The 24,448-nt window shown below is 71.0% G+C and carries 26 protein-coding genes; 9 read left to right on the forward strand and 17 right to left on the reverse strand.

What is annotated here, in order from left to right; genetic code table 11:
- The first annotated feature begins 9 nt into the window (after positions 1-9).
- Both AC5Y7V_RS05225 and AC5Y7V_RS05230 read left to right on the forward strand, forming a co-directional pair.
- Positions 10-663 (forward strand): glycosyltransferase family 2 protein, encoded by a 654-nt coding sequence (locus tag AC5Y7V_RS05225; protein ID WP_499879000.1) that lies wholly within the window; start codon positions 10-12, stop codon positions 661-663.
- Positions 660-1,322 carry a TIGR04282 family arsenosugar biosynthesis glycosyltransferase gene (locus AC5Y7V_RS05230; RefSeq protein WP_499879001.1) on the forward strand — a complete coding sequence of 221 codons (663 nt, stop codon included), beginning with the start codon at positions 660-662 and terminating at the stop codon, positions 1,320-1,322. Before AC5Y7V_RS05225 ends, AC5Y7V_RS05230 begins: the two co-directional genes overlap by 4 nt.
- An 89-nt stretch (positions 1,323-1,411) precedes the next feature.
- Here AC5Y7V_RS05230 and AC5Y7V_RS05235 read toward each other — a convergent pair whose 3' ends face one another.
- From AC5Y7V_RS05235 to AC5Y7V_RS05295, 13 genes are all read right to left on the reverse strand, one after another.
- Entirely contained in the window at positions 1,412-2,497 is a 1,086-nt protein-coding gene (locus AC5Y7V_RS05235) for a methyltransferase (RefSeq protein ID WP_499879002.1), read from the reverse strand.
- 117 nt (positions 2,498-2,614) lie between these two features.
- Entirely contained in the window at positions 2,615-3,967 is a 1,353-nt protein-coding gene (locus AC5Y7V_RS05240) for a hypothetical protein (protein WP_499879003.1), read from the reverse strand.
- Positions 3,968-3,978: 11 nt separating this feature from the next.
- Positions 3,979-5,058 carry an o-succinylbenzoate--CoA ligase gene (menE, locus tag AC5Y7V_RS05245; RefSeq protein WP_499879615.1) on the reverse strand — a complete coding sequence of 360 codons (1,080 nt, stop codon included), beginning with the start codon at positions 5,056-5,058 and terminating at the stop codon, positions 3,979-3,981.
- Positions 5,059-5,126: 68 nt separating this feature from the next.
- A complete protein-coding gene (locus AC5Y7V_RS05250) occupies positions 5,127-5,432 on the reverse strand; it encodes a DUF3349 domain-containing protein (protein ID WP_499879004.1) in 306 nt (101 codons plus the stop codon).
- Between the two features lie 46 nt (positions 5,433-5,478).
- On the reverse strand, positions 5,479-5,778 hold the full coding sequence (locus AC5Y7V_RS05255) for a hypothetical protein (protein WP_499879005.1): 300 nt from the start codon (positions 5,776-5,778) through the stop codon (positions 5,479-5,481).
- Positions 5,775-6,992 carry an inorganic phosphate transporter gene (locus AC5Y7V_RS05260; protein ID WP_499879006.1) on the reverse strand — a complete coding sequence of 406 codons (1,218 nt, stop codon included), beginning with the start codon at positions 6,990-6,992 and terminating at the stop codon, positions 5,775-5,777. The genes AC5Y7V_RS05255 and AC5Y7V_RS05260 overlap by 4 nt, the downstream gene beginning before the upstream one ends.
- 113 nt (positions 6,993-7,105) lie before the next feature.
- On the reverse strand, positions 7,106-7,495 hold the full coding sequence (locus AC5Y7V_RS05265) for a VOC family protein (protein WP_499879007.1): 390 nt from the start codon (positions 7,493-7,495) through the stop codon (positions 7,106-7,108).
- Between the two features lie 13 nt (positions 7,496-7,508).
- Positions 7,509-8,132 (reverse strand): maleylpyruvate isomerase family mycothiol-dependent enzyme, encoded by a 624-nt coding sequence (locus AC5Y7V_RS05270; protein ID WP_499879008.1) that lies wholly within the window; start codon positions 8,130-8,132, stop codon positions 7,509-7,511.
- A gap of 27 nt (positions 8,133-8,159) precedes the next feature.
- The gene (locus tag AC5Y7V_RS05275; RefSeq protein WP_499879009.1) at positions 8,160-9,056 is read right to left on the reverse strand and encodes an SDR family oxidoreductase; all 897 of its coding nucleotides are present in this window, start codon (positions 9,054-9,056) and stop codon (positions 8,160-8,162) included.
- Positions 9,057-9,087: 31 nt separating this feature from the next.
- Positions 9,088-9,990: a 1,4-dihydroxy-2-naphthoyl-CoA synthase gene (locus AC5Y7V_RS05280; protein WP_499879010.1), complete on the reverse strand. Its 903-nt coding sequence runs from the start codon at positions 9,988-9,990 to the stop codon at positions 9,088-9,090.
- Positions 9,987-10,682 carry a hypothetical protein gene (locus AC5Y7V_RS05285; RefSeq protein WP_499879011.1) on the reverse strand — a complete coding sequence of 232 codons (696 nt, stop codon included), beginning with the start codon at positions 10,680-10,682 and terminating at the stop codon, positions 9,987-9,989. The genes AC5Y7V_RS05280 and AC5Y7V_RS05285 overlap by 4 nt, the downstream gene beginning before the upstream one ends.
- A 5-nt stretch (positions 10,683-10,687) precedes the next feature.
- On the reverse strand, positions 10,688-11,143 hold the full coding sequence (locus AC5Y7V_RS05290; RefSeq protein WP_499879012.1) for a nitroreductase family deazaflavin-dependent oxidoreductase: 456 nt from the start codon (positions 11,141-11,143) through the stop codon (positions 10,688-10,690).
- A 10-nt stretch (positions 11,144-11,153) separates the two neighbouring features.
- Entirely contained in the window at positions 11,154-12,041 is an 888-nt protein-coding gene (locus tag AC5Y7V_RS05295) for an aldo/keto reductase (RefSeq protein ID WP_499879013.1), read from the reverse strand.
- A gap of 83 nt (positions 12,042-12,124) precedes the next feature.
- Here AC5Y7V_RS05295 and AC5Y7V_RS05300 point away from each other — a divergent pair, with 83 nt between their 5' ends.
- Complete coding sequence (locus AC5Y7V_RS05300; RefSeq protein WP_499879014.1) at positions 12,125-12,673, forward strand: TetR/AcrR family transcriptional regulator; 549 nt, start codon at positions 12,125-12,127, stop codon at positions 12,671-12,673.
- A gap of 73 nt (positions 12,674-12,746) precedes the next feature.
- Here the strand turns inward: AC5Y7V_RS05300 and fadD8 are convergent, their stop codons facing one another.
- On the reverse strand, positions 12,747-14,348 hold the full coding sequence (gene fadD8 / locus AC5Y7V_RS05305) for a fatty-acid--CoA ligase FadD8 (RefSeq protein ID WP_499879015.1): 1,602 nt from the start codon (positions 14,346-14,348) through the stop codon (positions 12,747-12,749).
- 66 nt (positions 14,349-14,414) lie between these two features.
- On the opposite strand from fadD8, the gene AC5Y7V_RS05310 reads away from it, so the two are divergent.
- From AC5Y7V_RS05310 to AC5Y7V_RS05335, 6 genes are read left to right on the forward strand one after another with little or no spacing between them, the layout of a single operon-like run.
- Positions 14,415-16,019 carry an amidohydrolase gene (locus AC5Y7V_RS05310; protein ID WP_499879016.1) on the forward strand — a complete coding sequence of 535 codons (1,605 nt, stop codon included), beginning with the start codon at positions 14,415-14,417 and terminating at the stop codon, positions 16,017-16,019.
- Positions 16,020-16,069: 50 nt separating this feature from the next.
- Positions 16,070-16,987 carry an o-succinylbenzoate synthase gene (locus tag AC5Y7V_RS05315; protein WP_499879616.1) on the forward strand — a complete coding sequence of 306 codons (918 nt, stop codon included), beginning with the start codon at positions 16,070-16,072 and terminating at the stop codon, positions 16,985-16,987.
- A complete protein-coding gene (locus tag AC5Y7V_RS05320) occupies positions 16,984-17,772 on the forward strand; it encodes an alpha/beta fold hydrolase (protein WP_499879017.1) in 789 nt (262 codons plus the stop codon). The genes AC5Y7V_RS05315 and AC5Y7V_RS05320 overlap by 4 nt, the downstream gene beginning before the upstream one ends.
- A gap of 33 nt (positions 17,773-17,805) precedes the next feature.
- Positions 17,806-19,443 (forward strand): 2-succinyl-5-enolpyruvyl-6-hydroxy-3-cyclohexene-1-carboxylic-acid synthase, encoded by a 1,638-nt coding sequence (menD, locus tag AC5Y7V_RS05325; RefSeq protein WP_499879018.1) that lies wholly within the window; start codon positions 17,806-17,808, stop codon positions 19,441-19,443.
- Complete coding sequence (locus tag AC5Y7V_RS05330) at positions 19,440-19,973, forward strand: DUF3592 domain-containing protein (RefSeq protein WP_499879019.1); 534 nt, start codon at positions 19,440-19,442, stop codon at positions 19,971-19,973. The genes menD and AC5Y7V_RS05330 overlap by 4 nt, the downstream gene beginning before the upstream one ends.
- A gap of 39 nt (positions 19,974-20,012) precedes the next feature.
- A complete protein-coding gene (locus AC5Y7V_RS05335) occupies positions 20,013-21,167 on the forward strand; it encodes a glycosyltransferase family 4 protein (RefSeq protein WP_499879020.1) in 1,155 nt (384 codons plus the stop codon).
- Here the strand turns inward: AC5Y7V_RS05335 and AC5Y7V_RS05340 are convergent.
- From AC5Y7V_RS05340 to AC5Y7V_RS05350, 3 genes are all read right to left on the reverse strand, one after another.
- Complete coding sequence (locus AC5Y7V_RS05340) at positions 21,149-22,852, reverse strand: nuclease/transposase family protein (RefSeq protein ID WP_499879021.1); 1,704 nt, start codon at positions 22,850-22,852, stop codon at positions 21,149-21,151. The genes AC5Y7V_RS05335 and AC5Y7V_RS05340 overlap by 19 nt on opposite strands.
- 117 nt (positions 22,853-22,969) lie before the next feature.
- Positions 22,970-23,794, reverse strand: coding sequence for an SDR family oxidoreductase (locus tag AC5Y7V_RS05345; RefSeq protein WP_499879022.1), 825 nt, complete (start codon positions 23,792-23,794; stop codon positions 22,970-22,972).
- Positions 23,795-23,841: 47 nt separating this feature from the next.
- The gene (locus AC5Y7V_RS05350) at positions 23,842-24,309 is read right to left on the reverse strand and encodes a MarR family winged helix-turn-helix transcriptional regulator (RefSeq protein WP_499879023.1); all 468 of its coding nucleotides are present in this window, start codon (positions 24,307-24,309) and stop codon (positions 23,842-23,844) included.
- Positions 24,310-24,448: the final 139 nt, after the last annotated feature.

A 24,448-nucleotide genomic window follows, 5' to 3' on the forward strand; every position in this document is an offset into this window, starting at 1 on the left:
GGTCAGCGCATGCCCGATGACGCGGTCACGGTGGTGCTGCCCTGCCTCAACGAGGAGGAGTCGCTGCCGGGGGTGTTGGCGGCCCTCCCCGCGGGCTATCGGGCGCTGGTCGTCGACAACAACAGCACCGACGAAACCGCCGCGGTGGCGACGCGTCTCGGGGCCCGGGTGGTCGCCGAGCCACGGGCCGGCTACGGGTCGGCGGTGCACGCCGGCGTGCTGGCGGTGACCACCCCGATCGTGGCGGTGATCGACGCCGACGGGTCGATGGACCCCGGCGACCTGCCCCGGCTGGTCGCCGCGCTCGACGGCGCCGACCTGGTGACCGGCCGGCGCCGGCCGGTGCCGGGGCTGCACTGGCCGTGGGTCGCCCGGGTGGGCACGGTGGTGATGAGCTGGCGGCTGCGCACCCGCCACGGCCTGCCGGTGCACGACATCGCCCCGATGCGCGTCGCCCGGCGCGACGCGCTGCTCGACCTCGGTGTCGCCGACCGGCGATCGGGCTACCCGCTGGAGCTGCTCGTCCGGGCCGCCGCAGCCGGCTGGCGCGTGGTCGAGCTCGACGTCAGCTACGGCCCGCGCACCGGCGGCAAGTCGAAGGTCAGCGGTTCGCTGCGGGGCAGCATCACCGCGATCCTGGACTTCTGGAAGGTGATCTCGTGAGCGTCCTGCCGGTGACCGTCCTGGTGGTCGCCAAGGCACCGGAGCCGGGCCGGGCCAAGACGCGGCTGGCCGCGACGGTCGGTGACGGGGTGGCCGCCGAGATCGCCGCCGCCGCGCTGCTGGACACGCTGGACGCCGTGGCCGACGCGCCGGTGGCGGCGCGGGTGGTGGCCCTCACCGGCGACCTCGGCGCGGCGGCCGGCGCCGCCGAGATCCGGCGGCGGCTCGAGTCCTTCACCGTCGTCGCCCAGCGCGGGGACGACTTCGCCGACCGGCTCGCCAACGCCCACGCCGACGCGGCCGACGGGCGGCCGGTCCTGCAGATCGGGATGGACACCCCGCAGGTCACCGCCGAGCTGCTGGGCGACTGCGCGCGCCGCCTGCTGCAATCCCCGGCCGTCCTGGGGCTGGCTGATGACGGCGGCTGGTGGGTGCTGGGGGTCGCAGCGCCGGCGATGGCCGAATGCCTGCGCGGCGTGCCCATGTCCCGGGCCGACACCGGGGAGTTGACGTTGAAGGCGTTGCGCGACAACGGCATCGGCGTGACGCCGGTGCAGCGGCTGGCCGACATCGACGTCGTCGACGACGTCGCCGCCGTGCGCGACGCGTGCGGGCGGGCGAGCCGCTTCGCGCGGGTCACCCGCGCGGCGGGGCTCTGAGCGTTCGCCGAGTCTGTAAATCCGCAGCCAAAGTGCGAGTAACGGCCTGCAGAATTACAGGCTCGGCGAAACGAGTAGTCGCACCCCGGCTACACCGCGCTCGCCTCGACGATGCTGAGCGGTGACGCGGTGTCGACGACGCGGTTCAACCGGAAACCCGCGGCGTCGAACAGCCAGCCGTACTCGTCCGCGGTGCGTTCGCGCGCGCCGGCGACGATCAGCATCTCGATGTCCACCCACTTGCCGTGAAAGTCGCGGTCGTGGTCGGGAATGACGAACTCGCAGAGCAACAGTCGCGCACCGGTGCGGGCGGCGGCGCGGACGTTCTTCAGAATGCGGACCGCGTCTTCCTCGGGCCAGTCGTGGATGACGTTCTTGAGCACATACGCGTCGCCGCCCTCCGGCACGGAATCGAAGAAGGAGCCCTCTTCGATCCGGACGCGGTCGTGGACACCGTATCTGTGCAACAACTCCGGGGCGGCCGATACGACCTCCGGAAGATCGAACAGCACGCCGCGCGATTTCGGGGCAGCCTCGAGGATCGCCGCCAACAGGCGACCCCGTCCCCCGCCGACGTCGACGATCGTGCCGAACGCACTGAAGTCGTAGGCCGCGGTCAGGGGCGCGGTCGCGAACTCGGACAGATTGGTCATGGCGGAGTTGAAGATCCCGCGCAGCGCCGCCTCGCCGGCCAGGTATTCGAAAACCGGTTTGCCCCGAAGCGCTGGGACCACCGGATCGCCCGTCCGGATCGCGTCGGTCAGGTGGCTCCAGTGCTGGCGATGCTGAGCCGACCCGACCCACCTCGCCATCCCGGCCATCGACACCGGCGCGTCGGTGCGCAGTGTGTCCGCGAGCGGGTTGAGTGCGTAACGCCCGTCGCTGCCTTGGCGGAAAATCCCGATCCCGATCAACGCGCGCATGAGTCGCTTCAGCGCGTCGGCGTCGGCGCCGACCCGGTCTGCCAGCTGCGTGCCGGACAGCGGGCCGGCCGCCAGGGCGTCCGCCACGCCGAGATCCGCGGCGGCCGTGATCGCCTGAGCGACCCACGCGTTGAGGATCAATTCCATCATCGCCGCCGCGGGCGGAGCGGAGCGCTGGCGCAGCCGCGACAGGTGGTGGCGGGCCCGTTCAATGGCCCGCGCGACTTTGGCCGGCGGAACTTTAGACGTCAAGTGCCCTCCTGGTGCGCGACCGATCGATCCGTCCGCACAGCAACTATGCCGCCAAACCCGCCATATTTCAATAGCCATTGAAATATGGCGCCGACGACGGTGCCCGAAGCCGTGCGATCACCAGTTGGTGACCATGAGTGTGTTCAGCGCCACGGCGCCAATGGCGTTGACCGCCAACCACAACCGATGCGACCGCATCGGCAGCAGCGCCGGCGCCGCGGTCAGCCAGATGGTGAACGGCAGCCAGATCCGTTCCACCTCGGCCTTGCTCAGCATGGAAAGGTCCGCGCAGGCGATGACGGCCAGCATCGCCAGCAGCAGCAGGTGGAAGCCGGAGCGGCGGCGAATGGCGGCCCGGTCGAACACCCGCGTGATGCCCGCGACGCTGCCCAGCCCGATCGCACACACCACCGACGCCAGGTTGGCCCACCACCAGTACTGGAACGGCCGGTCCTTCGCGATGCCCTGCCAATAGCGTTGCTGCACAAGGGTATAGCCGTCGAACCAATAGAACCCCGCGACGGCGAACGCCACCGCGACCGCCAGCGCCGCCAGCGCCGCCGGGCCGAGGGCGCGCAGCGCCGCGCGCCAGTCGGCCGCCGAGACCAGCACCGCCAGCGCCGGCAGCCCCAGCAACATCAGGCCGTAGCTCAGGAAAACGCTCCACCCCAGCAGCAGGCCCGCGGCCGCGGCGATCAGCGCGGGGAACCGGACGGGGCGGCGCACCGCCACGGCCAGCAGCGCCAGGCCCCACGCCGCGACCCCGGCGAAATACCCGTCGGCCGACACCGCGACCCAGATCGCGGTTGGAGCGACCGCGACGAACGGCGCGGCCCGGCGCGCGGTCGGCTCGTCGGCCAGCGCGCGCACGGCGATCACGACGGCCGCCGCCGCGCTGGACCCGGCCAGCAGGCACAGCAGCCCGGCCCAGGCGCCGCCGTGCAAGCCGATCCGGTCCAGCCACACGAACGTCAAGAGCGCACCCGGCGGGTGCCCCGACACGTGGGTGACCCACGAGTTCGGTTGGTAGTCGACGATGCGGCTGGAGAACGTGCGGACCGCCGCCGGGATGTCGGTGACGGTGGGCACCTGCCACAGGTACTCGTCGCGGGTGGTCAGCCGCCCGGCGAAGCCGCGCTGCCAGCCGTCGATCATCGCCAGCGCGAACGCCCACACACCGGCGGTGGCCCAGGTGCCAAGCGTCAACGCCCGCCACGAAAGCCGTTGCGCCACACGGGGACCCCACACCACGGCGACCACCGCGAGCAGGATGGCCGGCCCGGTTCCCCAGCTGGCGTGCACCTCCCACGCCCCGAAGATGGGCGTGGCCCCGGTGTGCGTGCCGAACCGCTCCTGGCCGACGTCCAGCCGCGGCCGGACGCCCAGGTGCAGGCGCGGCAACACGAACGCCGCCGCCACCAGCGCGGCCCCGACCGCGACGGCCAGTGACTCCCGTCGCGCGACCCTCACGGTCGCCCAGCCTATTGGTCGGAGCCGGCGAACCGGCGCACCAGCGCGGCCCGGTCGACCTTGCCGATGCCGCGCCGCGGCAGCGCGTCCACCACGTGCAGCTCGCGGGGCGCGGCCGTGGCATCCAGGGCGCGGGCCACATGGGCGCGCAGCGCCTCGATCGTCGGCGCCTCGCAGCCGTCGCGCACCACGACCGCCGCGACCACCCGCTGACCCAGCCGGTCGTCGGCGATTCCGAACACCGCGCAGTCGCCGACGGCGGGGTGGGTGCTCAGCGCGGCCTCGACCGGCTGCGGCAGCACGGTCAGCCCGCCGGTGCTGATCGCGTCGTCGGCGCGGCCCAGCACGGTCAGCACACCGGCCCCGTCGATCGCGCCCAGGTCCTCGGTATGAAACCAGCCCGGCTCGGCGAACGGGTCGGGGTCGACCGGGTTGCGGTACCCCTTGGCCAGCGTCGCGCCGCCGATCACGACGCGCCCGCCGGGCGCCACCCGCAGCGCCACCCCGTCCAGCGGGACCCCGTCGTAGACGCAGCCGCCCGCGGTCTCGCTCATCCCGTAGGTGCGCACCACCGCGATCCCGGCGGTCGCAGCGGCGTCCAGGATCGGCCGCGGCGCCGGGCCGCCGCCGAGCAGCACCGCGTCCAGTTCGGCCAGCGCGGCCGCGGCGGCCGGGTGGGCGAGCGCCTTGGCCAGCTGGGCGGCGACCAGCGACACGTACCGCCGCCCGGGTCCCAATCGCCTTATGGCAGTCGGCAATTCGGTGACGTCGAATCCGCCCGAGATGTCCAGCTCGACGGGCGCGGAGCCGGCGAGCACGCTGCGCACCAGCACCTGCAGGCCGGCGATGTGGTACGGCGGCAAGGCCAGCAGCCAGGCGCCGGGCCCGCCGAGCCGGTCGTGGGTGGCCGTCGCGCTGGCGGTCAGGGCGGCGGCGGTCAGCAGGGCGCCCTTGGGCGCGCCGGTGGTGCCCGACGTGGTCGCCACCAGCGCCACGTCGTCGTCGATGGGCTCACCGACCCGCAGGCCGCGCGACTGGGAGTCGTCGCCGGCCGGCACCGCGACCAGCGCGGCATCGCGGCCGTCCAGCACCCGCTCCAGGGCGGGCATCAACAGCGGGACGGCGGAGCCCGACGCGACGTGCAGCGCGCGCAGCGCAGCTATGCGGGGTCCTCCGCGGCGTCGGTGGGCTCGTCGAACGGCCAGCCGTGGGCGGCCAACCGCGCTCGCACCCGTTCCACGTCCTCTTCCGAGGGCAACTCGTCGGTGACCTTGCTGATCGCCACACCGATGTCGACGTCGTCGAAGTCGCCGCGGTCCATCAGCTCTTGCGCCACCGCGACGACCTCGTCGTGGCCCAGCCGTCGGGTGAGCAACGCGAGCACGGCGAAGGTGTCGGTCGGCGGGACGCCCTCGGGGTATCCCGCGCGCAACCACGAAACTATCGAACTGAGGAATCCGTTCACGTTGCTCTCACTCCGCGCGGGGGATCGGCTGGTGGACGATTCAATGCTACTTAGGTTTGGCTCCCAAGAACGCCTGACCCGTCTGGTGCGCGATGAAGTCGCGCGAGATGTAGAGCAGGGCGAAGAGGATCACCGCCACCACCACCGCGTAGATCACCCACGCGATCGCCAGCAGCGCCGGGTTCTTCTGCGGCGGGCTGCCGTCGGGGCTGACCTGCCCGCCCCCGACGGCCTGGAACCGCAACGCGAGGGCGAACATCCCCGGCAGGAAGGCGCCGGCGAGCATGCTGAACACCAAGATCCTCAGGGAGGCCTGGTAGTTGAACCAATCGCCGAAGTGGCTCATGAGGGGTTCCCTGCGCTAACGGTGTCGTCGTCGGACCCGACCCTGGGTCCGCTGGAGGTAGGCGGATGTTCTTCGCCGTCGAGGCCCGCGGTGAGGCTGCCTTCCCATTCGGCGTTGACGTTCTTGTGGTCGACCTTGACCCGCCGCGACCGGATGTAGATGGCGGCGGAGACCGCGACCAGCAGCCCGAAGCCGATGATGGCGCCGGGGTAGCCGCCGATGAGGTGCACGGTCCAGTAGGTGATCGCCCCGACCAGCCCGGCCAACGGGAGCGTGATCAGCCATGCGGTCACCATCCGGCCGGCCACGCCCCAGCGCACCTCGCCGCCGGGCTTGCCCAGCCCGCTGCCCATCACCGAACCGGTGCAGACCTGCGTCGTCGACAGCGCGTAGCCGAAGTGGGTGGACAGCAGAATGACTGCGGCCGAGGAGGATTCGGCCGCCATGCCCTGCGGCGACTTGATCTCGACGAGCCCCTTGCCCAGGGTGCGGATGATCCGCCAACCGCCCAGGTAGGTGCCCGCCGCCATCGCCAGGGCGCAACAGAGGATCACCCAGAACGGCGGCGACGACTCGGTCTTGCTGACCGCGCCGTAGGACATCAGCGCCAGGAAGATGATGCCCATCGTCTTCTGGGCGTCGCCGGTGCCGTGCGCCAGGGAGACCAGCGAGGCCGAGCCCCACTGGCCGTACCGGAACCCGGCCTCGGTGCGGTTGCTCGGGATGCCGCGGGTGATCCGGTAGACCAGCCAGGTCGCGATCGCCCCGACCACGATGGCCAGGATCGCGGCGACGACGGCCGGGATCAGCACCTTGGACACCAGGCCCTTCCAGATCACCCCGTGCGAGCCGACCGCGGCGAGCGTGGCGCCGACGATGCCGCCGATCAGCGCGTGCGAGGAGCTGGACGGGATGCCGAGAAGCCAGGTGAGCAGGTTCCAGACGATGCCGCCGACGAGGCCGGCAAACACCAGTTCCAGCGTCACGATGTGCCCGTCGATCAGGCCCTTGGCGATGGTGGCAGCGACCGCGGTGGACATGAACGCGCCCACCAGGTTCAGCACCGCCGACAGCGCGACAGCGGCCTTGGGCGCCAGCGCGCCGCTGGCAATGGACGTTGCCATCGCGTTGCCGGTGTCGTGGAAGCCGTTGGTGAAATCGAAAGCGAGTGCCGTGATTACGACAATGATGAGGAGGAACAAATCGATGTTCACAGCGCCTGATTCTGGTAGTTGGGGGATTAAATTGTCGAATGGAGAGGCGGCCGAAACGCAGGTGTACCTCGACTTGTCTTCCGATGTTAGCCGTTAGTTAACCCGACGTTCCCTCAATCACCGCGGGTGTCGCGGCGCAGCGGGTGATCCCCCGGGACCTCGACAAAAATCAGCGTGATGCCGTCCGGATCGGTCACGTGCATTTCGCGCAGGCCCCAAGGCTCGCGGCGCGCCTCGCGCGCGATCGGGACCCCGCGGCCCTCTAGTTGGGCCTGGGTCGCCGCGACGTCGCGGACCTGCAGCCACAGCGCGCCGGGGAACGGGCCGCGGGAGTGGTCCGGCGAGCCGAAACCGGCCAGCTCCAGCAAAGACTGCCCCGCGAAAAAAACCGTCCCCGCGCCGTATTCGCGGGCGATCGCCAGCCCGATCTCGTCGCGGTAGAAGCTCAGCGACCGCTGATAGTCCGCCGGCCGGAGCAGCATCCGGCTGGCCAGGATCTCCATAGCCTCGTGTCTATCACGTGCATCGGCTGCGCAGCGTCGCAACGCCGGGGCCGGTCAGGTCGTCGCACGCGGCGGCGCGGCCCGTCGTGGCGAGCAGCAGCGACAGCAGGGGGCCCTCGACCGCTTCCCCGTCCCCGTGGCGCCAGTCCTGGTCGGTCGCGGACAGCGCCAGCCCGGCGATGCGGTTCTTGGAGCCGATGAGCATGTTGGAGCCCTTGTAGAAGTCGATCGCCTCGCGCACCGCGTCTGGCGGGTAGGCATGCGGGATGCCCAGCGGGCGACGCGCATCCTCCCCGTGCACCACCACCTCGCCCAGCCACGAGGTCTTGGGGCCCGGCGGTGCGGAGGTGGAATTCTGCAGTCTCCGGAATTCCGCCAGGGTGGCGGTCGGGTCGGCGCCGCGGTGCTTGGCGATCTGGCCGTTGGCGAACCTGTCGAAGCTGAACCCGGCCTTGGCCATGTTGAGCAGGAAGGTGGCCGGGTTCAGCGAGGCCGTCGCCGACAGGTGCGCGACGATGTCGCGGACGGTCCAGCCCGCGCACAGCGACGGCGTATCCCATTGCGCCGGCGCCAGTCCGGCGAGGTCGCTGGCGAGCGCGCCGCGTTCGGCGGCGATGGTGGCCCAGAGATCAGACACAGCAACCTCCTTGCGGGTTCGGCCGATTCAGGTGTCCGCGTTTTGGTTGGGCTGGATTGTTTGGCGCTGCATGAGCGTGTTGACCCAGCGGGGGCCGAAGGTGTCCAGCGCCTTGGCCGCGATCGCCATGCGCGGCGCGATCCGCACCGGGCGGGTGCGGGCCGCGGTGACCATCCACTCGGCGGCCTCCCGGGACGTCAGCGCGGGCATCCCGGCGTAGGCCTTGGTCGGCGCGATCATCGGCGTGGCCACCAGCGGGTAGTACAGCGTCGTGGAATGGACGCCCTTTCGGCCCCACTCGGTTTCGACGACCCGGCTCACCGTCGACAGCGCGGCCTTGGAGGCGTTGTAGACCGAAAACAGCGGCGACGCCTCCGAGAGCACCCCCCACGTCGAGACGTTGATGATGTGGCCGTCGCCGCGCTCGAGCATCGCGGGCGCGAACCCGCGAATCAGCCGCAGCGGCGCGTAGTAGTTGAGCACCATGGTCCGCTCTACATCGTGCCAGCGTTCCAGCGACTCGGCCAGGGGCCGGCGGATCGACCGGCCGGCGTTGTTGATCAGGATGTCGACGCCGCCGAGGCGCTTGTCGACGTCGGCCACCAACGCGTCGACCGCGTCCATGTCCGAGACGTCGCAGGCGATCGGGATGGCGCTGCCGCCGGCCTTCGCGATGCGGTCCGCCAGCGCCTCGAGCAGGTCCCCGCGGCGGGCGACCACGACCACCGTCGCGCCGGCGTGGGCCAGCTGTTCGGCCCCCGCCTCGCCGATGCCCGACGAGGCCCCGGTCAGCAGGATCCGCTTGCCGTCGAGGTCGACCGGCTTGATCGCGGGCCGGTTGACCAGGATTTGCGGCGAAGCGGGCGGTCGCATGGTCGCCAGCACCAGCTGGTCTCTGATCCTGCCAAGGGGGCTCTTACTCACGGGGCGAGTCTAGGTGGGCGCCCCGGGCGGCTCAGAAGTAGCGCGGGAACGCGCTCCAGTCCGGCGGCCTTTTCTCCAGGAACGCGTCGCGGCCCTCCACCGCCTCGTCGGTCATGTACGCCAGCCGGGTGGCCTCGCCGGCGAAGAGCTGCTGGCCCACCAGCCCGTCGTCGAGCAGGTTGAACGCGAACTTCAGCATCCGTTGCGCCTGAGGGGATTTCGCGTTGATCTCGGCGGCCCACTGCACGCCCACCTTCTCCAGGTCGGCGTGCTCCACCACCTCGTTGACCGCGCCCATGCGGTGCATCTGCTCGGCGGTGTAGGGCCGGCCCAGGAAGAAGACCTCGCGGGCGAACTTCTGGCCCACCTGGCGGGCCAGATACGCGCTGCCGTAACCGCCGTCGAAGCTGCCGACGTCGGCGTCGGTCTGCTTGAAGCGCGCGTGTTCGCGGCTGGCCAGGGTGAGGTCGCACACCACGTGCAGGCTGTGCCCGCCCCCGGCGGCCCACCCGTTGACCAGGCAGATGACCACCTTGGGCATGAAGCGGATGAGCCGCTGCACCTCGAGGATGTGCAGCCGGCCGGCGCGGGCGGCGTCCACGGTGTCGGCGGTCTCGCCGCTCGCGTACTGATAGCCCGACCGGCCGCGGATGCGCTGATCGCCGCCGGAGCAGAACGCCCAGCCGCCGTCCTTGGGCGACGGGCCGTTGCCGGTCAGCAGCACCACGCCCACGTCGGGGGACATGCGGGCGTGGTCGAGCGCCCGGTAGAGCTCGTCGACGGTGTGGGGCCGGAACGCGTTGCGCACCTCGGGGCGGTCGAACGCCACCCGCACCGTCGGGTCGGTGACGTGGCGGTGGTAGGTGATGTCCGTCAGGTCGCCGAAGCCGTCGACGGGTCGCCAGGCCTGCGCGTCAAAGGGGTTGTCACTCAAGGCTGTTGAACTCCGTCCTTGCTGATGGTGAGGTCGCCGCAGCTGATCGTCTGCGCCGAGACCACCGCGGGGTCCTGCGCGGAGGCGGCCGTCACGGTGTCGGACGCTCCGATGGTAGCCAGGGTGCCGTTGAGGTTGATCTCGGTGCGCCGCACCGTCCACTGGCCGTCCTCGTTGGTGGCCCGCAGCCCGACCAGGTGCCGGCCGGGCGCCGGCGCGCCGATGTTGCTGCAACCGATTCCGGTGCCGTTGCCGCGCAGGTCTTGCAGGTCGAACAGGAACGGCGCGCCCTGGTTGTCGGCGGCGGCCTGGAGCCGGCAGTCGGCGAACACGTACAGGTATGCGCTGCGCCCGTCGCTGACGATGACCTGGTGCTGCCCGTCCTGCTGGGCGTCGATCGCCAAGGCGCTCAACGGAATTGGGCTCGCCGAGGTGATCTGCACACTGGAGTTCGCGCCGCTCGCCGTCGTGATGCCGGCGAACCGGTCGGTGCGGCCGCTGGGGTCTCGAAGCTGCCCGAGCCACAACGTGTCCGGTTGGCCGTCCCAGTCCAGGTCGCCGACCTTGCGCTGGGACGCGCCGGCCGGGGGAGGCGCGCCGCCGGGGGCGCAGCCCGTCGCGGCGAGCGACCGCGCCGGGGGCGCGCCCAGCGCGGCCACGAGCAGCGTCGCCACCAACAGCAGACGGCGCATCGCGGCTACGCCGGATCCAGCCGGAACACCGCGCACCGGCCGGCCAGGGCTTCGAATTCCTCCGGGCGACCGTCGGTGACCAGTCCCGCCCGCTTCATGAAGCCGACGCCCGTGGGGACCTCCGTCGGGAAGGCCCGCAGGATCGGCCGCGCGTCGTCGGGCGCCAACTCCACCATCCGCACCTTTTCGACGCGCCGGCCGCGGGCCACCGTCGCCTGCCCGGCCGCGCGCGCGTTGGCCACCCAATCGGCGCCTGGAAACCCGGCGACGACGAACTCTCGGCCGTCGACCGTCATCGGGGTCACCGGTGTCGACCTGTCCCGCCCGGACTTGCGGCCTTTGACCGTGAGCACGACGGGGCTCTCCCCGCCGAAACTCATTCCCAGCCGCGACATCTGGATGAAGACCTTGTTGGCCGGTTTCAGCCACCACGGCGGCCGGATCGGTTTTTGGGTGCCCACGGGGGCGACGTTACCTCTGCGGGGACTCCACAACATGGGGCTGGGGTTCGAACGAGCCGATGGCGTCCAGCCTGGCCAGCGCTTCGGCATCGAGGGTGACGTCCGCCGCGCCGAGGTTTTCCTCGAGGTGCCCGACCGATCGCGTGCCCGGAATCAGCAGCGTGTTGGGGGCGTGCGCCAGCAGCCACGCCAGGCCGACCTGGGCGCCCGTGACGCCGAGCGCGTCGGCGATCTCGGTCACCACCGGCTGGTCGGCGACCTTTGGAAATCCCGGGAACGCCGACCCCAACGGGAAGTACGGCACCCACGCGATGCCCTCGGACCTGCACAGGTCCAGGGTGGCTTCCTGCGAGCGGTCGAGCACGCTGTAGGCGTTCTGCACGCAGGCGATGCCCGCGGGCAACGCCCGGCGTACCACGTCGAACGGCACGCTGCTGATGCCGATCGCGCCGATCTTGCCCTCGTCGCGCAGCGCGATCATTTCGGCCAGTTGGTCGTCGAGGTCGACGTCCTGGTCGCCCTCGACGGCCGCGGAAGGTCCGAGGTCCATGCGCCGCAGATTGACCACGGGAACGCGGTCCAGGCCCAGTTGGCGCAGGTCGTCCTCGACCGCGGCGCGCAGGTCGGCGGGCTGCTGTGCGGCGGCCAGCGGCATCGGCTGCTCGCCGGTGTAGCGCGCGCCGACCTTGCTGACGATGACGAGGTCTTCGGGGTAGGGGGCCAGCGCCGCCCGGATGCGGCGGTTCACCTCGCCCGGGCCGTAGAACGACGCGGTGTCGATGTGGTTGACGCCGAGTTCGACGGCGCGGCGCAGCACCGCGGTCGCGTCCTCCGGCGTGGCCTCGAACAATTGCATCGCGCCGTAGCCGACGCGGGTGACGGTGGGAAAGGTTGTCATGGTGCTCCCGTCTGACACACTGGTAGAAATGCGGAGGATCCTCCGCTTACACCGAGCCTAGCAGAAACGGAGGAACCTCCGCTTTGGGAGAGCCGACCCGATCCGACGCGCGCCGCAACCGCCAGAAGCTGTTGGCGGTGGCGACCGCGGCGTTCGCGACCGCGGACGGGCGGCCGGTGTCACTGGAATCGATCGCGCGCGACGCCGGCGTCGGGATCGGCACGCTCTACCGCCATTTCCCCAACCGGGAGGCCCTCGTCGAGGCGATCTACCGCGCCGAGCTCGCCGAAGTGGCCGCGGCGGCCGAAGAGCTGCTCGGGCGGCATCCGCCCCAGACGGCGCTGCGCCGCTGGATGGACCGCTACGCCGCTTTCGTCGCCGCCAAGCGCGGGATGGCCGAGTCGTTGCACGCGATCTTCGACTCCGGCGCTTTGCAGCCCAGCCAGACCCGCGACAGCATCGCCGGCGCCGTCGCCACGCTGCTGCGCGCCGGTGCCGAGGACGGGACCCTGCGCGCCGACGTACAGGCCGACGACGTGGTGTCGAGCCTGATCGGCATCTTCTTGGTCACCGGTTCGCCGGAGCAGACGGCCCGCATGCTCGACCTGTTGGCGGCCGGCATCGCGCGCTAGGCACTAGACCCAGCGTGCGGCTGGCCGCACATTCGGCCTCGAGCGTGCGGCCTGCCGCACACTCGGCGAAAACCTAGCCCACCGCGCGGCCGGCGCCCTCCCAGAACTGCGCCCGGACCGACTTCTTGTCCGGTTTGCCCAGCCCGGTCAACGGCAGCGCGTCGACGACCACCACCCGCTTGGGCGACTGCACCGAGCCCTTGCGCTCCTTGACCGCGGACTGGATCTCGACGGTCATGGCCTCGACCGCCGCGTCGTCACGCGACGCGTCGGCGCGCAGCACCACCACCGCGGTGACGGCCTCGCCCCACTTCTCGTCGGGCGTGCCGACCACGCACACCTGCGCGACGGCCGGATGTTCGGCGATGACGTCCTCGACCTCGCGGGGGAACACGTTGAAGCCGCCGGTGACGATCATGTCCTTGACGCGGTCGACGATGAAGTAGAAGCCGTCGTCGTCCTCGCGGGCCATGTCGCCGGTGTGCAGCCAGCCGTCCTTGAACGTCTCCGCCGTCGCCTCCGGCAGGTTCCAGTAGCCGCCGGCCAACAGCGGTCCGCTGACGCAGATCTCGCCCGGCTCGCCCTGCGGCACCGGCTTGCCGTCGGTACCCAGCAGTGCCACCCGGGCGAACAGCGTCGGACGCCCGCACGAGGTCAGCCGCTTCTCGTCGTGGTCGGCCTTGGCCAGGTAGGTGATCACCATCGGAGCCTCGGACTGCCCGTAGTACTGGGCGAAAATCGGGCCGAACCGGCGGATCGCCTCGGCCAGGCGCACGGGGTTGATCGCCGAGGCGCCGTAGTAGACGGTTTCCAGCGACGACAGGTCGCGGGTGTGCGAGTCGGGGTGGTCCATCAGCGCGTAGAGCATCGACGGCACCAGCATGGTGGCCGTAATGCGTTGCTCCTCAATGACTCTCAGCACCTCGGCCGGGTCGAACTTGCTCAGCACCACCATCTCGCCGCCCTTGACCACCGTGGGCGTGAAGAACGCCGCTCCGGCGTGCGACAGCGGCGTGCACATCAGGAACCGCGGGTGCTCGGGCCACTCCCACTCGGCGAGCTGGATGGCGGTCATGGCGGCGATGTTCCCGGTGGTCCCGATCACGCCCTTGGGCTTGCCGGTGGTCCCGCCCGTGTAGGTCAGGCCGCCGATGTTGTCCGGCGGCAGGTCGGCGACCACCAGCGGCTTGGGCTCGTACTTCGCCGCCTCGGCCGACAGGTCGACGGCCACACCCCGCAGCGCCTCGGGCACCGGGCCGATGGTCAGGATCTGGTTGAGCGACGGCACCTTCTCCAGCAGGCCCAGCGCGCGCTCGGTGAACATCGGGTTGGGGTCGATGATCAGCGAGCTGACCCCGGCGTCGGTCAGCACGTACGCGTGATCGTCGAGCGAGCCGAGCGGGTGCAGGGCGGTGCGCCGATAGCCCTGGGTCTGGCTGGCGCCGAGGATCATCAGCACCTCGGGGCGGTTGAGCGACAGCAGCCCGACCGTGACACCGGTGCCGGCGCCCAGCGCCTCGAACGCCTGCGTGTACTGGCTGATCCGCTCGGCCAGTTGACCACCCGTCAGAGTGGTGTCGCCGAGGAACAGCACCGGCCGGTTCTTGTGGCGCTTGAGCGCCCCCACCAGAAGGTGGCCGTTGTGGGTCGGGTTGCGCAGCAGGTCGTTGCTCATGGGGCAAGACTAGAACGTGTTGCAATTCGGGTCGGCCGGACCCTCCACGCACTAGCATCCGTGCACATGGGGCAGGCAGATCTCGTCATCACCGGGACCGTACTGACCGTCGACGACGCGCGCCCCACGGCCGAGGCGATCGCCGTGGCCGACGGCCGGATCGTCGTCGTCGGCGCCCGCTCCGACGTCGCCGCCCTCATCGGCCCCGGCACCCGGACGGTCGACGTCGGGGACGGCTGCGTCATGCCGGGATTCGTTGAGGCGCACGGCCATCCGCTGATGGAGGCCGTCGCGCTGTCGGACCGGATCGTCGACATCCGGCCGGTCACCGTCCCCAACGCCGACGACGTCGTCGCCGCGATCCGCGCCGAGGCCGCCGCCCGGGGGCCGGCCGGCGCCTACCTGAACGGTTGGGACGCCCTGCTGCAGCCCGGACTCCCGCAGCCGACGTTGGCCTGGCTCGACGAGATCGCCCCGGACGGGCCGCTGGTCATCATCCACAATTCCGGGCACAAGGCCTTCTTCAATTCGCGAGCCGCCCAGCTCAACGGCCTCACCCGCGACACCCCCGACCCGAAGGGCGCCAAGTACGGCCGCGACGCCGGCGGGGAACTCGACGGCACCGCCGAGGAAATCGGCGCGGTGTTCCCGCTGTTGGGCGGCGCCATCCAGGCCGACAGCTACCCGGCGATGCTGCTCGCCGAGTGCGCCCGGCTCAACCGGGCCGGGCTGACCACCTGTTCGGAGATGGCGTTCGACCCGAATTTCGCGCCACTGATCGAGCAGCTGCGCGACCGGCTGACCGTGCGGCTGCGCACCTACGAGGTGTCCAACCCGCTGATGTCGACCACCGCCACCCCCGGCCAGGGCGACGACATGCTGCGCCAGGTCGGCATCAAGATCTGGGTCGACGGCTCCCCGTGGATCGGCAACATCGCGTTGTCCTTCCCGTACCTGGACACCGACGCCACCCGCGCCATCGGGGTGCCGCCCGGTTCCTGCGGATGCGCCAACTACACGGCCGAACAGCTGAGGGAAATCGTCGGCGCCTACTACCCGCTGGGCTGGCAGATGGCCTGCCACGTGCAGGGCGACGCCGGCGTCGACACCATTCTTGACGTCTACGAGGAGGCCCTCGAGCGCGATCCCCGCCCCGACCATCGGCTGCGGCTCGAACACGTCGGCGCCATCCGGCCCGAGCAACTGCAACGCGCCGCCGATCTCGGCGTGACCTGCAGCATCTTCGTCGACCAGATCCACTACTGGGGCGACGTCATCGTCGACGGCCTGTTCGGGCCGGAGCGCGGATCCCGTTGGATGCCGGCCGGTTCCGCGGTGGCCACCGGCATGCGGATCTCCCTGCACAACGATCCGCCGGTGACGCCCGAGGAGCCGCTGCGCAACATCAGCGTCGCCGTGACCCGCACTGCGCCCAGCGGCCGGGTGCTGGCGCCGGAGGAGCGGTTGACCGTCGACCAGGCGATCCGCGCGCAGACCATCGACGCCGCCTGGCAGCTGTTCGCCGACGACGTGATCGGCTCGCTGGAAGTCGGCAAGTACGCGGACATGGTGGTGCTGTCCGCGGATCCCCGGACGGTGCCGCCCGAGCGCATCGCCGACCTCGAGGTGCGCGCGACATTTCTGGCGGGCCGCCAGGTCTACGGCCAGTGACGCCGGACCTGGCCGACCTGCTCGACCGCCTGCACGTGGTCGCGCTGCCGATGCGGGTGCGCTTCCGTGGCATCACCACCCGCGAGCTCGCGCTGATCGAGGGCCCGGCCGGCTGGGGCGAGTTCGGCGCATTCGTCGAGTACGGGCCGCGCGAGGCCGCGCACTGGCTGGCGTCGGGGATCGAGGGCGCCTACCGGCCGCCGCCGCCGGTGCGGCGCGACCGCGTCCCGATCAACGCCACCGTGCCGGCCGTGCCCGCCGCCCAGGTCGGCGAGGTGCTGGCCCGGTTTCCCGGGGCGCGCACGGCCAAGGTGAAGGTCGCCGAGCCGGGCCAGACGCTGGCCGACGACGTCGCCCGGGTCAACGCGGCCCGCGAACTGGTCGAGACCGTGCGGGTCGACGCCAACGGCGGCTGGAGCGTCGAGGAGGCCGCCGCCGCGGCCGCCGCGCTGACGGCCGATGGCCCGCTGGAGTACCTCGAGCAGCCCTGCGCGACGGTCGGCGAACTTGCCGCGCTGCGCGCACGGATCTACGTGCCGATCGCGGCCGACGAGAGCATCCGCAAGGCCGACGATCCGCTCGCCGTGGTCCGCGCCGGGGCCGCCGACATCGCCGTGCTGAAAGTCGCTCCGCTGGGCGGGGTTTCGGCCATGCTCGCGATCGCCGCGCAGATCGACGTCCCCGTCGTGGTCTCCAGCGCGCTGGATTCGGCGGTGGGCATCGGCCATGGTTTGACCGCCGCGGCGGCCCTGCCGCAACTCCGCCACGCCTGCGGGCTCGGCACCGGCGGGCTGTTCACCGAAGACGTGGCGCACGTCGCCGCACCCGTTGATGGCAACCTGGCGGTCGGGCCGGTGACGCCGGACCCGGCGCGGCTGCGGGCGCTTGCCGCGTCACCCGAGCGGCGGCAGTGGTGGATCGACCGGGTCCGGGCCTGCCATCCGCTGCTTGTACCGTCGTCCCGGTGATCAATCTGGCTTACGACGACCGCGGCTCCGGTGAGCCCGTCGTCTTCATCGCCGGCCGCGGGGGCGCCGGGCGAACCTGGCACCCCCATCAGGTCCCGGCCTTTTTGGCGGCCGGGTACCGCTGCATCACGTTCGACAACCGCGGGATCGGCGACACGGAAAACGCCGAGGGGTTCACGACGCAAACCATGGTGGCCGACACGGCCGCGCTGATCGAATCGCTGGGCGCCGCCCCGGCGCGCATCGTAGGGGTGTCCATGGGCGCGTTCATCGCGCAGGAACTCATGGTGGCGCGGCCGGAGCTGGTCAGCTCGGCCGTGCTGATGGCCACCCGCGGCCGCCTGGACCGCGCCCGCCAGTTCTTCCACGAGGCCGAGGAAGAGCTGCACGCCTCCGGGGTCACGGTGCCGCCCATGCTCGACGCGAGAAACCGTCTGCTGGAAAGTTTTTCGCGCAAGACGCTGAACGACGACGCGGCCGTCGACGACTGGATCGCGATGTTCTGCACCTGGCCGGTCAAGCAGACCCCGGGGCTGCGCGCCCAGATGTACGTCTCCCCGCAGACCAACCGGCTGGCCGCCTACCGCAGCATCGCCGCGCCGGTGCTGGTGATGGGGTTCGCCGACGACATCGTGACGCCGGCCTACCTGGGGCGCGAGGTCGCCGACGCCATGCCCAACGGGCGCTACCTGCAGATACCCGACGCCGGGCATCTCGGGTTCCTGGAGCGGCCGCAGGCCGTCAACACCGCGGCGCTGCAGTTCTTCGCGAGCGTGCGGGCCTGAGCCGTCCCCGGCCGGCTGTGACACGCTGTAGGAGTGAACCCCTCGACGACCCAGGCCCGCGTCGTCGTTGACGAGCTGATTCGCGGCGGCGTCCGCGACGTGGTGCTGTGCCCCGGGTCGCGCAACGCGCCGCTGGCATTCGCGCTGCAGGACGCCGACCGCGCCGGTCGCCTCCGGTTGCACGTCCGCATCGACGAGCGCACCGCCGGCTACCTGGCCATCGGGCTGGCGATCGCGGCGGGCGCGCCGGTGTGCGTCGCGATGACCTCGGGCACCGCCGTTGCCAACCTGGGCCCCGCGGTGGTCGAGGCCAACTACGCCCGGGTGCCGCTGGTCGTGCTGTCGGCAAACCGGCCCTACGAACTGCTGGGCACCGGGGCCAACCAGACCATGGAGCAGCTGGGCTACTTCGGCACGCAGGTCCGCGCCACCATCAGCCTGGGCCTGGCCGAGGAGGGGCCCGAGCGGATGGACTCGCTCAACGCCACCTGGCGATCGGCCACCTGCCGAGTGCTGGCCGCCGCCACCGGATCTCGCACCGCCAACGCCGGCCCGGTGCAGTTCGACATCCCGCTGCGCGAGCCGTTGGTGCCCGATACCGAACCCCACGGCGCGGTGGTCCCGCAGGGCCGGCCCGGTGGCCGGCCGTGGACCTACACGCCGCCCGTCACGTTCGACCAGCCGCTGGAAATCGACCTGACGCCCGACACCGTCGTCATCGCCGGACACGGCGCGGGCACGCACCCCAACCTGGAGCGGCTGCCCACCGTCGCCGAGCCGACGGCCCCGGCCCCGGCCAACCCGTTGCACCCGCTGACGCTGCCGCTGCTGCGCCCCAAGCAGGTGATCATGCTGGGTCGCCCGACGCTGCACCGGCCGGTGTCGGCGCTGCTGGCCGACCCGCACGTGCCGGTGTACGCGCTGACCACCGGGCCCCGCTGGCCCGACGTCTCCGGAAACTCGCAGGCCACCGGCACGCGGGCGGTCACCACCGGGACGCCGCACGAGGCGTGGCTGCACCGCTGCGCGGAGCTGAACCGGCACGCCGACCGGGCGGTGCGCGACCAGCTCGAGGCGCACCCGCTGACCACCGGGCTGCACGTCGCCGCGGCCGTGGCCGACGCGCTGCGCCCGGGGGACCAGCTGGTGCTCGGCGCCTCCAACCCGGTCCGCGACGCGGCGCTGGTGGGGCTCGGGTCCGCGAGGCATCGCGGACAGATCACAGTGCGGTCCAACCGCGGGGTTGCCGGCATCGACGGCACCGTGTCCACCGCCATCGGGGCGGCCCTCGCGCATGACGGGCGCACCGTGGCGCTGATCGGGGACCTGACCTTCGTCCACGACAGCTCCGGCCTGCTGATCGGCCCCACCGAGCCGACGCCGCAGCGGCTGACCATCGTGGTGTCCAACGACAACGGCGGCGGCATCTTCGAACTGCTCGAGCAGGGCGACCCGAGGTTCTCCGACGTGTCCGCGCGGATCTTCGGCACCCCGCACGACGTCGACGTCGGCGCGCTGTGCCGCGCCTACCACGTCGAGAGCCGCCAGATCGAGGTCGACGAGCTCGCCACGGCCCTCGACGAACCGGCGGCGGGCATGCGGGTGCTGGAGGTCAAGGCCGACCGGTCCTCGCTGCGGCAACTGCACGCCGCCATCAAGGCTGCTCTGTGACGAATCCAAAAGCGTTGCTGCACATACTTCTTCATGGGCGCAGCGACCACCCGCCGAAGACGCGGGCCAGGATTGCGTTGCGCTGGTTGCGGATTGCGGTGTTGATCGTGACCGGCCTGGTGACGCTGCAGTCGCTGCTCCTGGTGGCCGGGGCGTGGCGCGACGACCTTGCGATCCGGCACCACATGGGGGTGGCGCAGGCGGAGGTGCTCAGCGCCGGGCCGCGGCGCTCCACCATCGAATTCGTCACACCCGAGCGCGTCACCTACCGGCCCGAGCTCGGTGTGCTGTATCCGTCGGAATTGGCGACGGGCATGCGGATCTACGTCGAATACAACAAGAACGACCCGAACCTGGTTCGGGTGCAGCACCGCAATGCCGGGCTGGCGATCATTCCGGCGGGATCCATCGCCGTGGTGGCCTGGCTGGTCGCGGCGGCCGCCCTGACGGGTCTTGCGCTGCTGGATAGGTGGCTGGATCGCCGCGACGCGGCGTCCGACCAGCAAATTTCGCACGACGTATGCCCGTAGGCAACCTTATCGACAGCCGACGCTGCGATCGTGGGCTTCGTGCGCGTTGCAATCGTCGCCGAGTCCTTCCTCCCCAATGTCAACGGTGTCAGCAACTCAGTGCTGCGCGTGTTGGAGCACCTGCGCCGCACGGGGCACGAGGCCATCGTCATCGCACCCGATAATCCGCCGGGCCAGCCGCGGGCGGACCGGATTCACGACGGCATCCGGGTGCATCGGGTGCCGTCGCGAATGTTCCCCAAGGTGACCACGTTGCCGCTCGGGGTTCCGATGCCCCGAATGGTGAGCGTGCTCAAGGGATTCGATCCCGACGTGGTGCACCTGGCGTCGCCGGCGTTGCTCGGCTACGGCGGGGTGAAGGCGGCCCGCTGGCTGGGGGTGCCGACGGTCGCGGTGTACCAGACCGACGTCCCCGGTTTCGCGGCGAGCTACGGCATCCCGATGACGACGCGCGCCGCGTGGGCGTGGTTTCGCCACCTGCACAGCCTGGCCGACCGCACCCTGGCGCCGTCCAGCGTGACGATGGAATCTCTTGTCTCCCATCGGTTCCCGCGGGTGCACCGGTGGGCGCGCGGGGTCGACGTGCTACGGTTCGCGCCCTCGGGGCGTGACGAGGCGCTGCGGCGGCGGTGGTCGCCGGCCGGGAAGCCGATCGTCGGGTTCGTCGGCCGCCTCGCGCCGGAGAAGCACGTCGAACGGCTGGTTACGTTGAACGCCAACGATTCCGTGCAGGTCGTCATCGTCGGCGACGGCGTCGACCAAGCGAAACTGCAATCCGCGATGCCCACAGCGGTTTTCACCGGCGCGCTGTACGGCGAAGAGCTCGCCGCCGCTTACGCCAGCATGGACGTCTTCGTACATCCCGGTGAACACGAGACGTTTTGCCAAGTCGTGCAGGAGGCGCTGGCGTCGGGGCTGCCGGTGATCGCCCCCGACGCCGGGGGACCGCGCGACCTGATCGCCCCCTACCGCACCGGACTGCTGTTGGAAGTCAACGAGTTCGAAGCGCGGCTGCCCGCCGCGGTCGAGCACCTGCTCGCCGACCGGCACCGCTACGCGCCGGCCGCCCGGCGCAGCGTCCTCGGCCGCAGCTGGCCGGTGATCTGCGATGAGCTGCTGGGCCACTACGAGGCGGTGCTGTCGCCCTTCGCCCGGCGGCGCCTGCTCGCGAACCGCTACGCGCAGGGGGAGTGAGCTACCGTTCCTGATTGCTGGGCAGGAGTGTGTCCTGTGCGGCCCGAACGGTGTTGGCCGCTGCCGGTGGGTGTTCTCCGGTGGACCCGCGCTCCTCGTGGGGGTGTGGGTGGGCCGGAACTACGACACCGTCGTTGTGTGGCGCTGGGTTGATGGTCAGGCCTGGCCGGTGAAGTGCCCACACTCGTCCGCTGTCGAGTGCGGGGTCCCGCCGGCCGCCGCCTGATCGCCAAGCCCAGGCCACGGCGCCCGATCGCGGCCGCCGCCGCGTGATGTACGGTCACGGCTGTCGGATCGGAAGTCTGTTGTTGTAAGGGTTTGCGCCAGTGCTGGGCACCCCAGCGGCTGGTGTAGGCCGCATCCACCCCGATGATCGCGATCCCGCGGTGGCTGGCCATGGCGGTCAGCCGGGTGCGGAACTTGCCGGTGGGGATGCCAGCGATGGTGCGGCGCAGTCGTTTCCCACGCCGGCCGCGGCCCAGCGTCTCGCGGCCGGTAGCGCGCGCGTCGGCGAAATCGAGGTTTTCCACCACGATCGCCGAGCATCTCTGCTGGTGGGCCAGATCGAGCAGCATGCTGATGGCCGCACGGACCCGCCCATCGCGCCGAGACGCTCGCAGCCCCGCGGTCTCAACAGCAATGGTGACGGGTTCACCGACCGGATTACCGGAGGCATCAAGCACGCAGCACGCGAGATGGTCGGCATTGAGGTCCACCCCCAGCACCGGCCCGTCCCGCACCTCCTCGAGCCTGGGCGCCACTCCGTGAGAGGTTTTCCACGAGGCGTCCAAATACCAGCGCCCGCGACCGGGGTCGTAACTGATGTCGTAGCGCACCGCTAACCGCGCCGCGACCCGCGCCCACCATTCGCCGACGCGGTGGCTGAAGACCACCGGCGCGGCGATCACCAGATGATGCCCGAGATCCCCGCCTAGGGCCACGGGCACTTTGATGCACACCCGGCCCGCCGCATCGACGCGGATGGTCTCGTTGCCACCGGCCTTGCCCGACTCCCCGTCGGCGGTGAGAAACATCCGCGCCGCATCCCAGCGCTCCCGCCACTGCTGTTCGGTCACAACAGCATGATCAAGGTGGTTCCGGGTGCGCCACAACCGTTTCCCCCCGGTCGTGATCGACGGTCGACCGGCCGCCAGCGCCTCCTCAGCCGCAGCGAGCCGCTCCCGCAGCACCGCCAGCCGGCGAGTCTTGGTGAACCGCTCTGCGGGGCTGCGATATCCACGACGTCGGCGGCGCGATCGGCCGCCGGTGTCGGTGTCGGTGTCGGCGACCGGCGCACGCTCCCCGGGACGCAACACGCACCGCTGCTCGAGCACCTCGACCGCGGCGCGCAGATCCGCGACCTGCGCGGTCAAGCCCCTCAGCCCCAGCTGGTACTGGTCTTCCACCGCGCGAGTAATTGCTCCGGCCCACCGCGACGACGACACCGCCGTGAGGGCCCGCTTACGCCCGGAGCGCCACACCGCGTGGGCCTCACGGTCCAAGCGGCCCAACCGGACCCGCCCGGCCAGCTCGCCGCGATACACCGAACCCAACAGCTCGCCGATCACGGTCAGCGCCTCGGCTTCGGTGTCCGTGGGGCGTATCCGAGTGCGGATCCGCACGCCCGCCGGCGCGTCGGCAACCACCGGATCACCGACCCGGCGCAGCGCTAGCCCCTCATCCATAGACCACAGCCTGGCAGCCGCCACCGACACCAACACCCGCCGCCACACCGCCACACCGCCACCGCCCACTAGCGCGCAGTATCAGTCACTTCCGCTCACCATCCGGCGAACAGCTGGCTACCCCTGCGCCAGTTCCGCGACCGGCTGCCACTGCTCCCAGTTGCGTAGCCGGCTCTCGTAGTCGGCCTTGGCCGTTTGCAGCGGGGTGGCCCCGAAGAACACCCGCAGGGGCGGCTCCTCGGCGTCGACCACCCTCAGCAGCGCGGCCGCCGAGGCCGACGGGTCGCCCGGGTTGGCCCATCGCTTGCCGCGCTCGGCCGCCACGGCTGCGCGAACCTCGTCGTAGGCGGGCAGGGGAGCGGAGTGCTTGGCCGACGCACCCGCCCAGTCGGTGTCGAAGCCGCCCGGTTCGATGAGGGTGACGTGGATGCCGAACGGCGCGACCTCCTGGGCCAGCGCCTGCGAGAGGCCCTCCAGCGCCCACTTGGACGCGTGGTAGATGCCCACCAACGGGAACGCGGTGATGCCGCCGATCGAGGACACCTGGATGATGTGCCCGCTGCCCTGCTCGCGCAGGTACGGCAGCGCCGCCTGGGTGATCCACAGCGCGCCGAACACGTTGGTCTCGATCTGATCGCGCGCGTCTTGCTCGGAGAGTTCCTCGACGAACCCGAAGTGGCCGTAGCCGGCATTGTTCACGACGATGTCGAGCCGGCCGAAGTGATCGTGCGCCTGCTTGACCGCGGCGAAGTCGGCGTCGCGGTCGGTGACGTCCAACCGAATCGGCAACAGCGCGTCGCCGTACTTGTCGACCAGGTCGTCAAGCGTCGCGGTGTTGCGTGCCGTTGCGGCGACCTTGTCCCCGCGCTCCAGCGCGGCGATCGCCCAGTCTCGTCCGAAGCCTCTTGATGTACCGGTGATAAACCAAACTTTTTCGCTCACGCAGCCCTATAACGCGTTCGTGCGCGTCTGATTCCCGGTCCGGGCGGCTAAACCCTGATCGGCGTCTGTGTGGTGTCCTCGAGGAACCTCGTCAACAGCCGATCGAACTGGGCCAGCTCGGCCGCCGACCAGCCCGACAGCGCCCGGGCCAGGTGCTCCCGTCGCACCTCGTGCAGCGAGCCCGCGGCGCGTTCGCCGGCCGCCGTCGCTGCTATGACCGAAACCCGCCCGTCGCCCGGATCGCGGCGCCGGGTAACGAGTCCCGCGTCGGCCAGCGCCCGCACCCGGCGGGTGGCCATCCCGACGTCCATGTGCGCCATGGTGGCCAGGCGCCCGATCGGCAGCGGTCCCTCGTCGATCAACACGCGAAGCAGCATGTACGACGGCTGGGACAGCTCGGTGTCCGCCGCCGACGCCTGGCGGGCGAACGCCGAACGACTCACGCTGAGCCGCACGACCCGCGAAAGCGCGGCGCTGATGGAATCCACGGAATCCAGCTTGGGCGCGTACGTCACATCGGTGACCGTACCAAAGATATGCTTGACATAGTCAAATATATGCCGATAGCCTGACCGCGGCGCAGCTGCCGAAATCGGCGTGCGCTGAGGAGGTTTCGCGTTGGGCACGCGCTTCTACTTCGACTGGGCCAACTAC

It is taken from the genome of Mycobacterium sp. NGS34 (assembly GCF_059812845.1).

What these genes read in the sequence shown, in the direction of transcription:
- AC5Y7V_RS05225 (WP_499879000.1), top strand. Translation starts at nt 10, where the DNA reads ATGCCCGATGACGCGGTCACGGTGGTGCTGCCCTGCCTCAACGAGGAG.
- AC5Y7V_RS05255 (WP_499879005.1), bottom strand. Translation starts at nt 5,778, where the DNA reads ATGAGCCACTTCGGCGATTGGTTCAACTACCAGGCCTCCCTGAGGATC.
- AC5Y7V_RS05265 (WP_499879007.1), bottom strand. Translation starts at nt 7,495, where the DNA reads ATGGAGATCCTGGCCAGCCGGATGCTGCTCCGGCCGGCGGACTATCAG.
- AC5Y7V_RS05285 (WP_499879011.1), bottom strand. Translation starts at nt 10,682, where the DNA reads ATGCGCCGTCTGCTGTTGGTGGCGACGCTGCTCGTGGCCGCGCTGGGC.
- AC5Y7V_RS05295 (WP_499879013.1), bottom strand. Translation starts at nt 12,041, where the DNA reads ATGACAACCTTTCCCACCGTCACCCGCGTCGGCTACGGCGCGATGCAA.
- fadD8 (WP_499879015.1), bottom strand. Translation starts at nt 14,348, where the DNA reads ATGAGCAACGACCTGCTGCGCAACCCGACCCACAACGGCCACCTTCTG.
- AC5Y7V_RS05310 (WP_499879016.1), top strand. Translation starts at nt 14,415, where the DNA reads ATGGGGCAGGCAGATCTCGTCATCACCGGGACCGTACTGACCGTCGAC.
- AC5Y7V_RS05315 (WP_499879616.1), top strand. Translation starts at nt 16,070, where the DNA reads ATGCGGGTGCGCTTCCGTGGCATCACCACCCGCGAGCTCGCGCTGATC.
- AC5Y7V_RS05340 (WP_499879021.1), bottom strand. Translation starts at nt 22,852, where the DNA reads ATGGATGAGGGGCTAGCGCTGCGCCGGGTCGGTGATCCGGTGGTTGCC.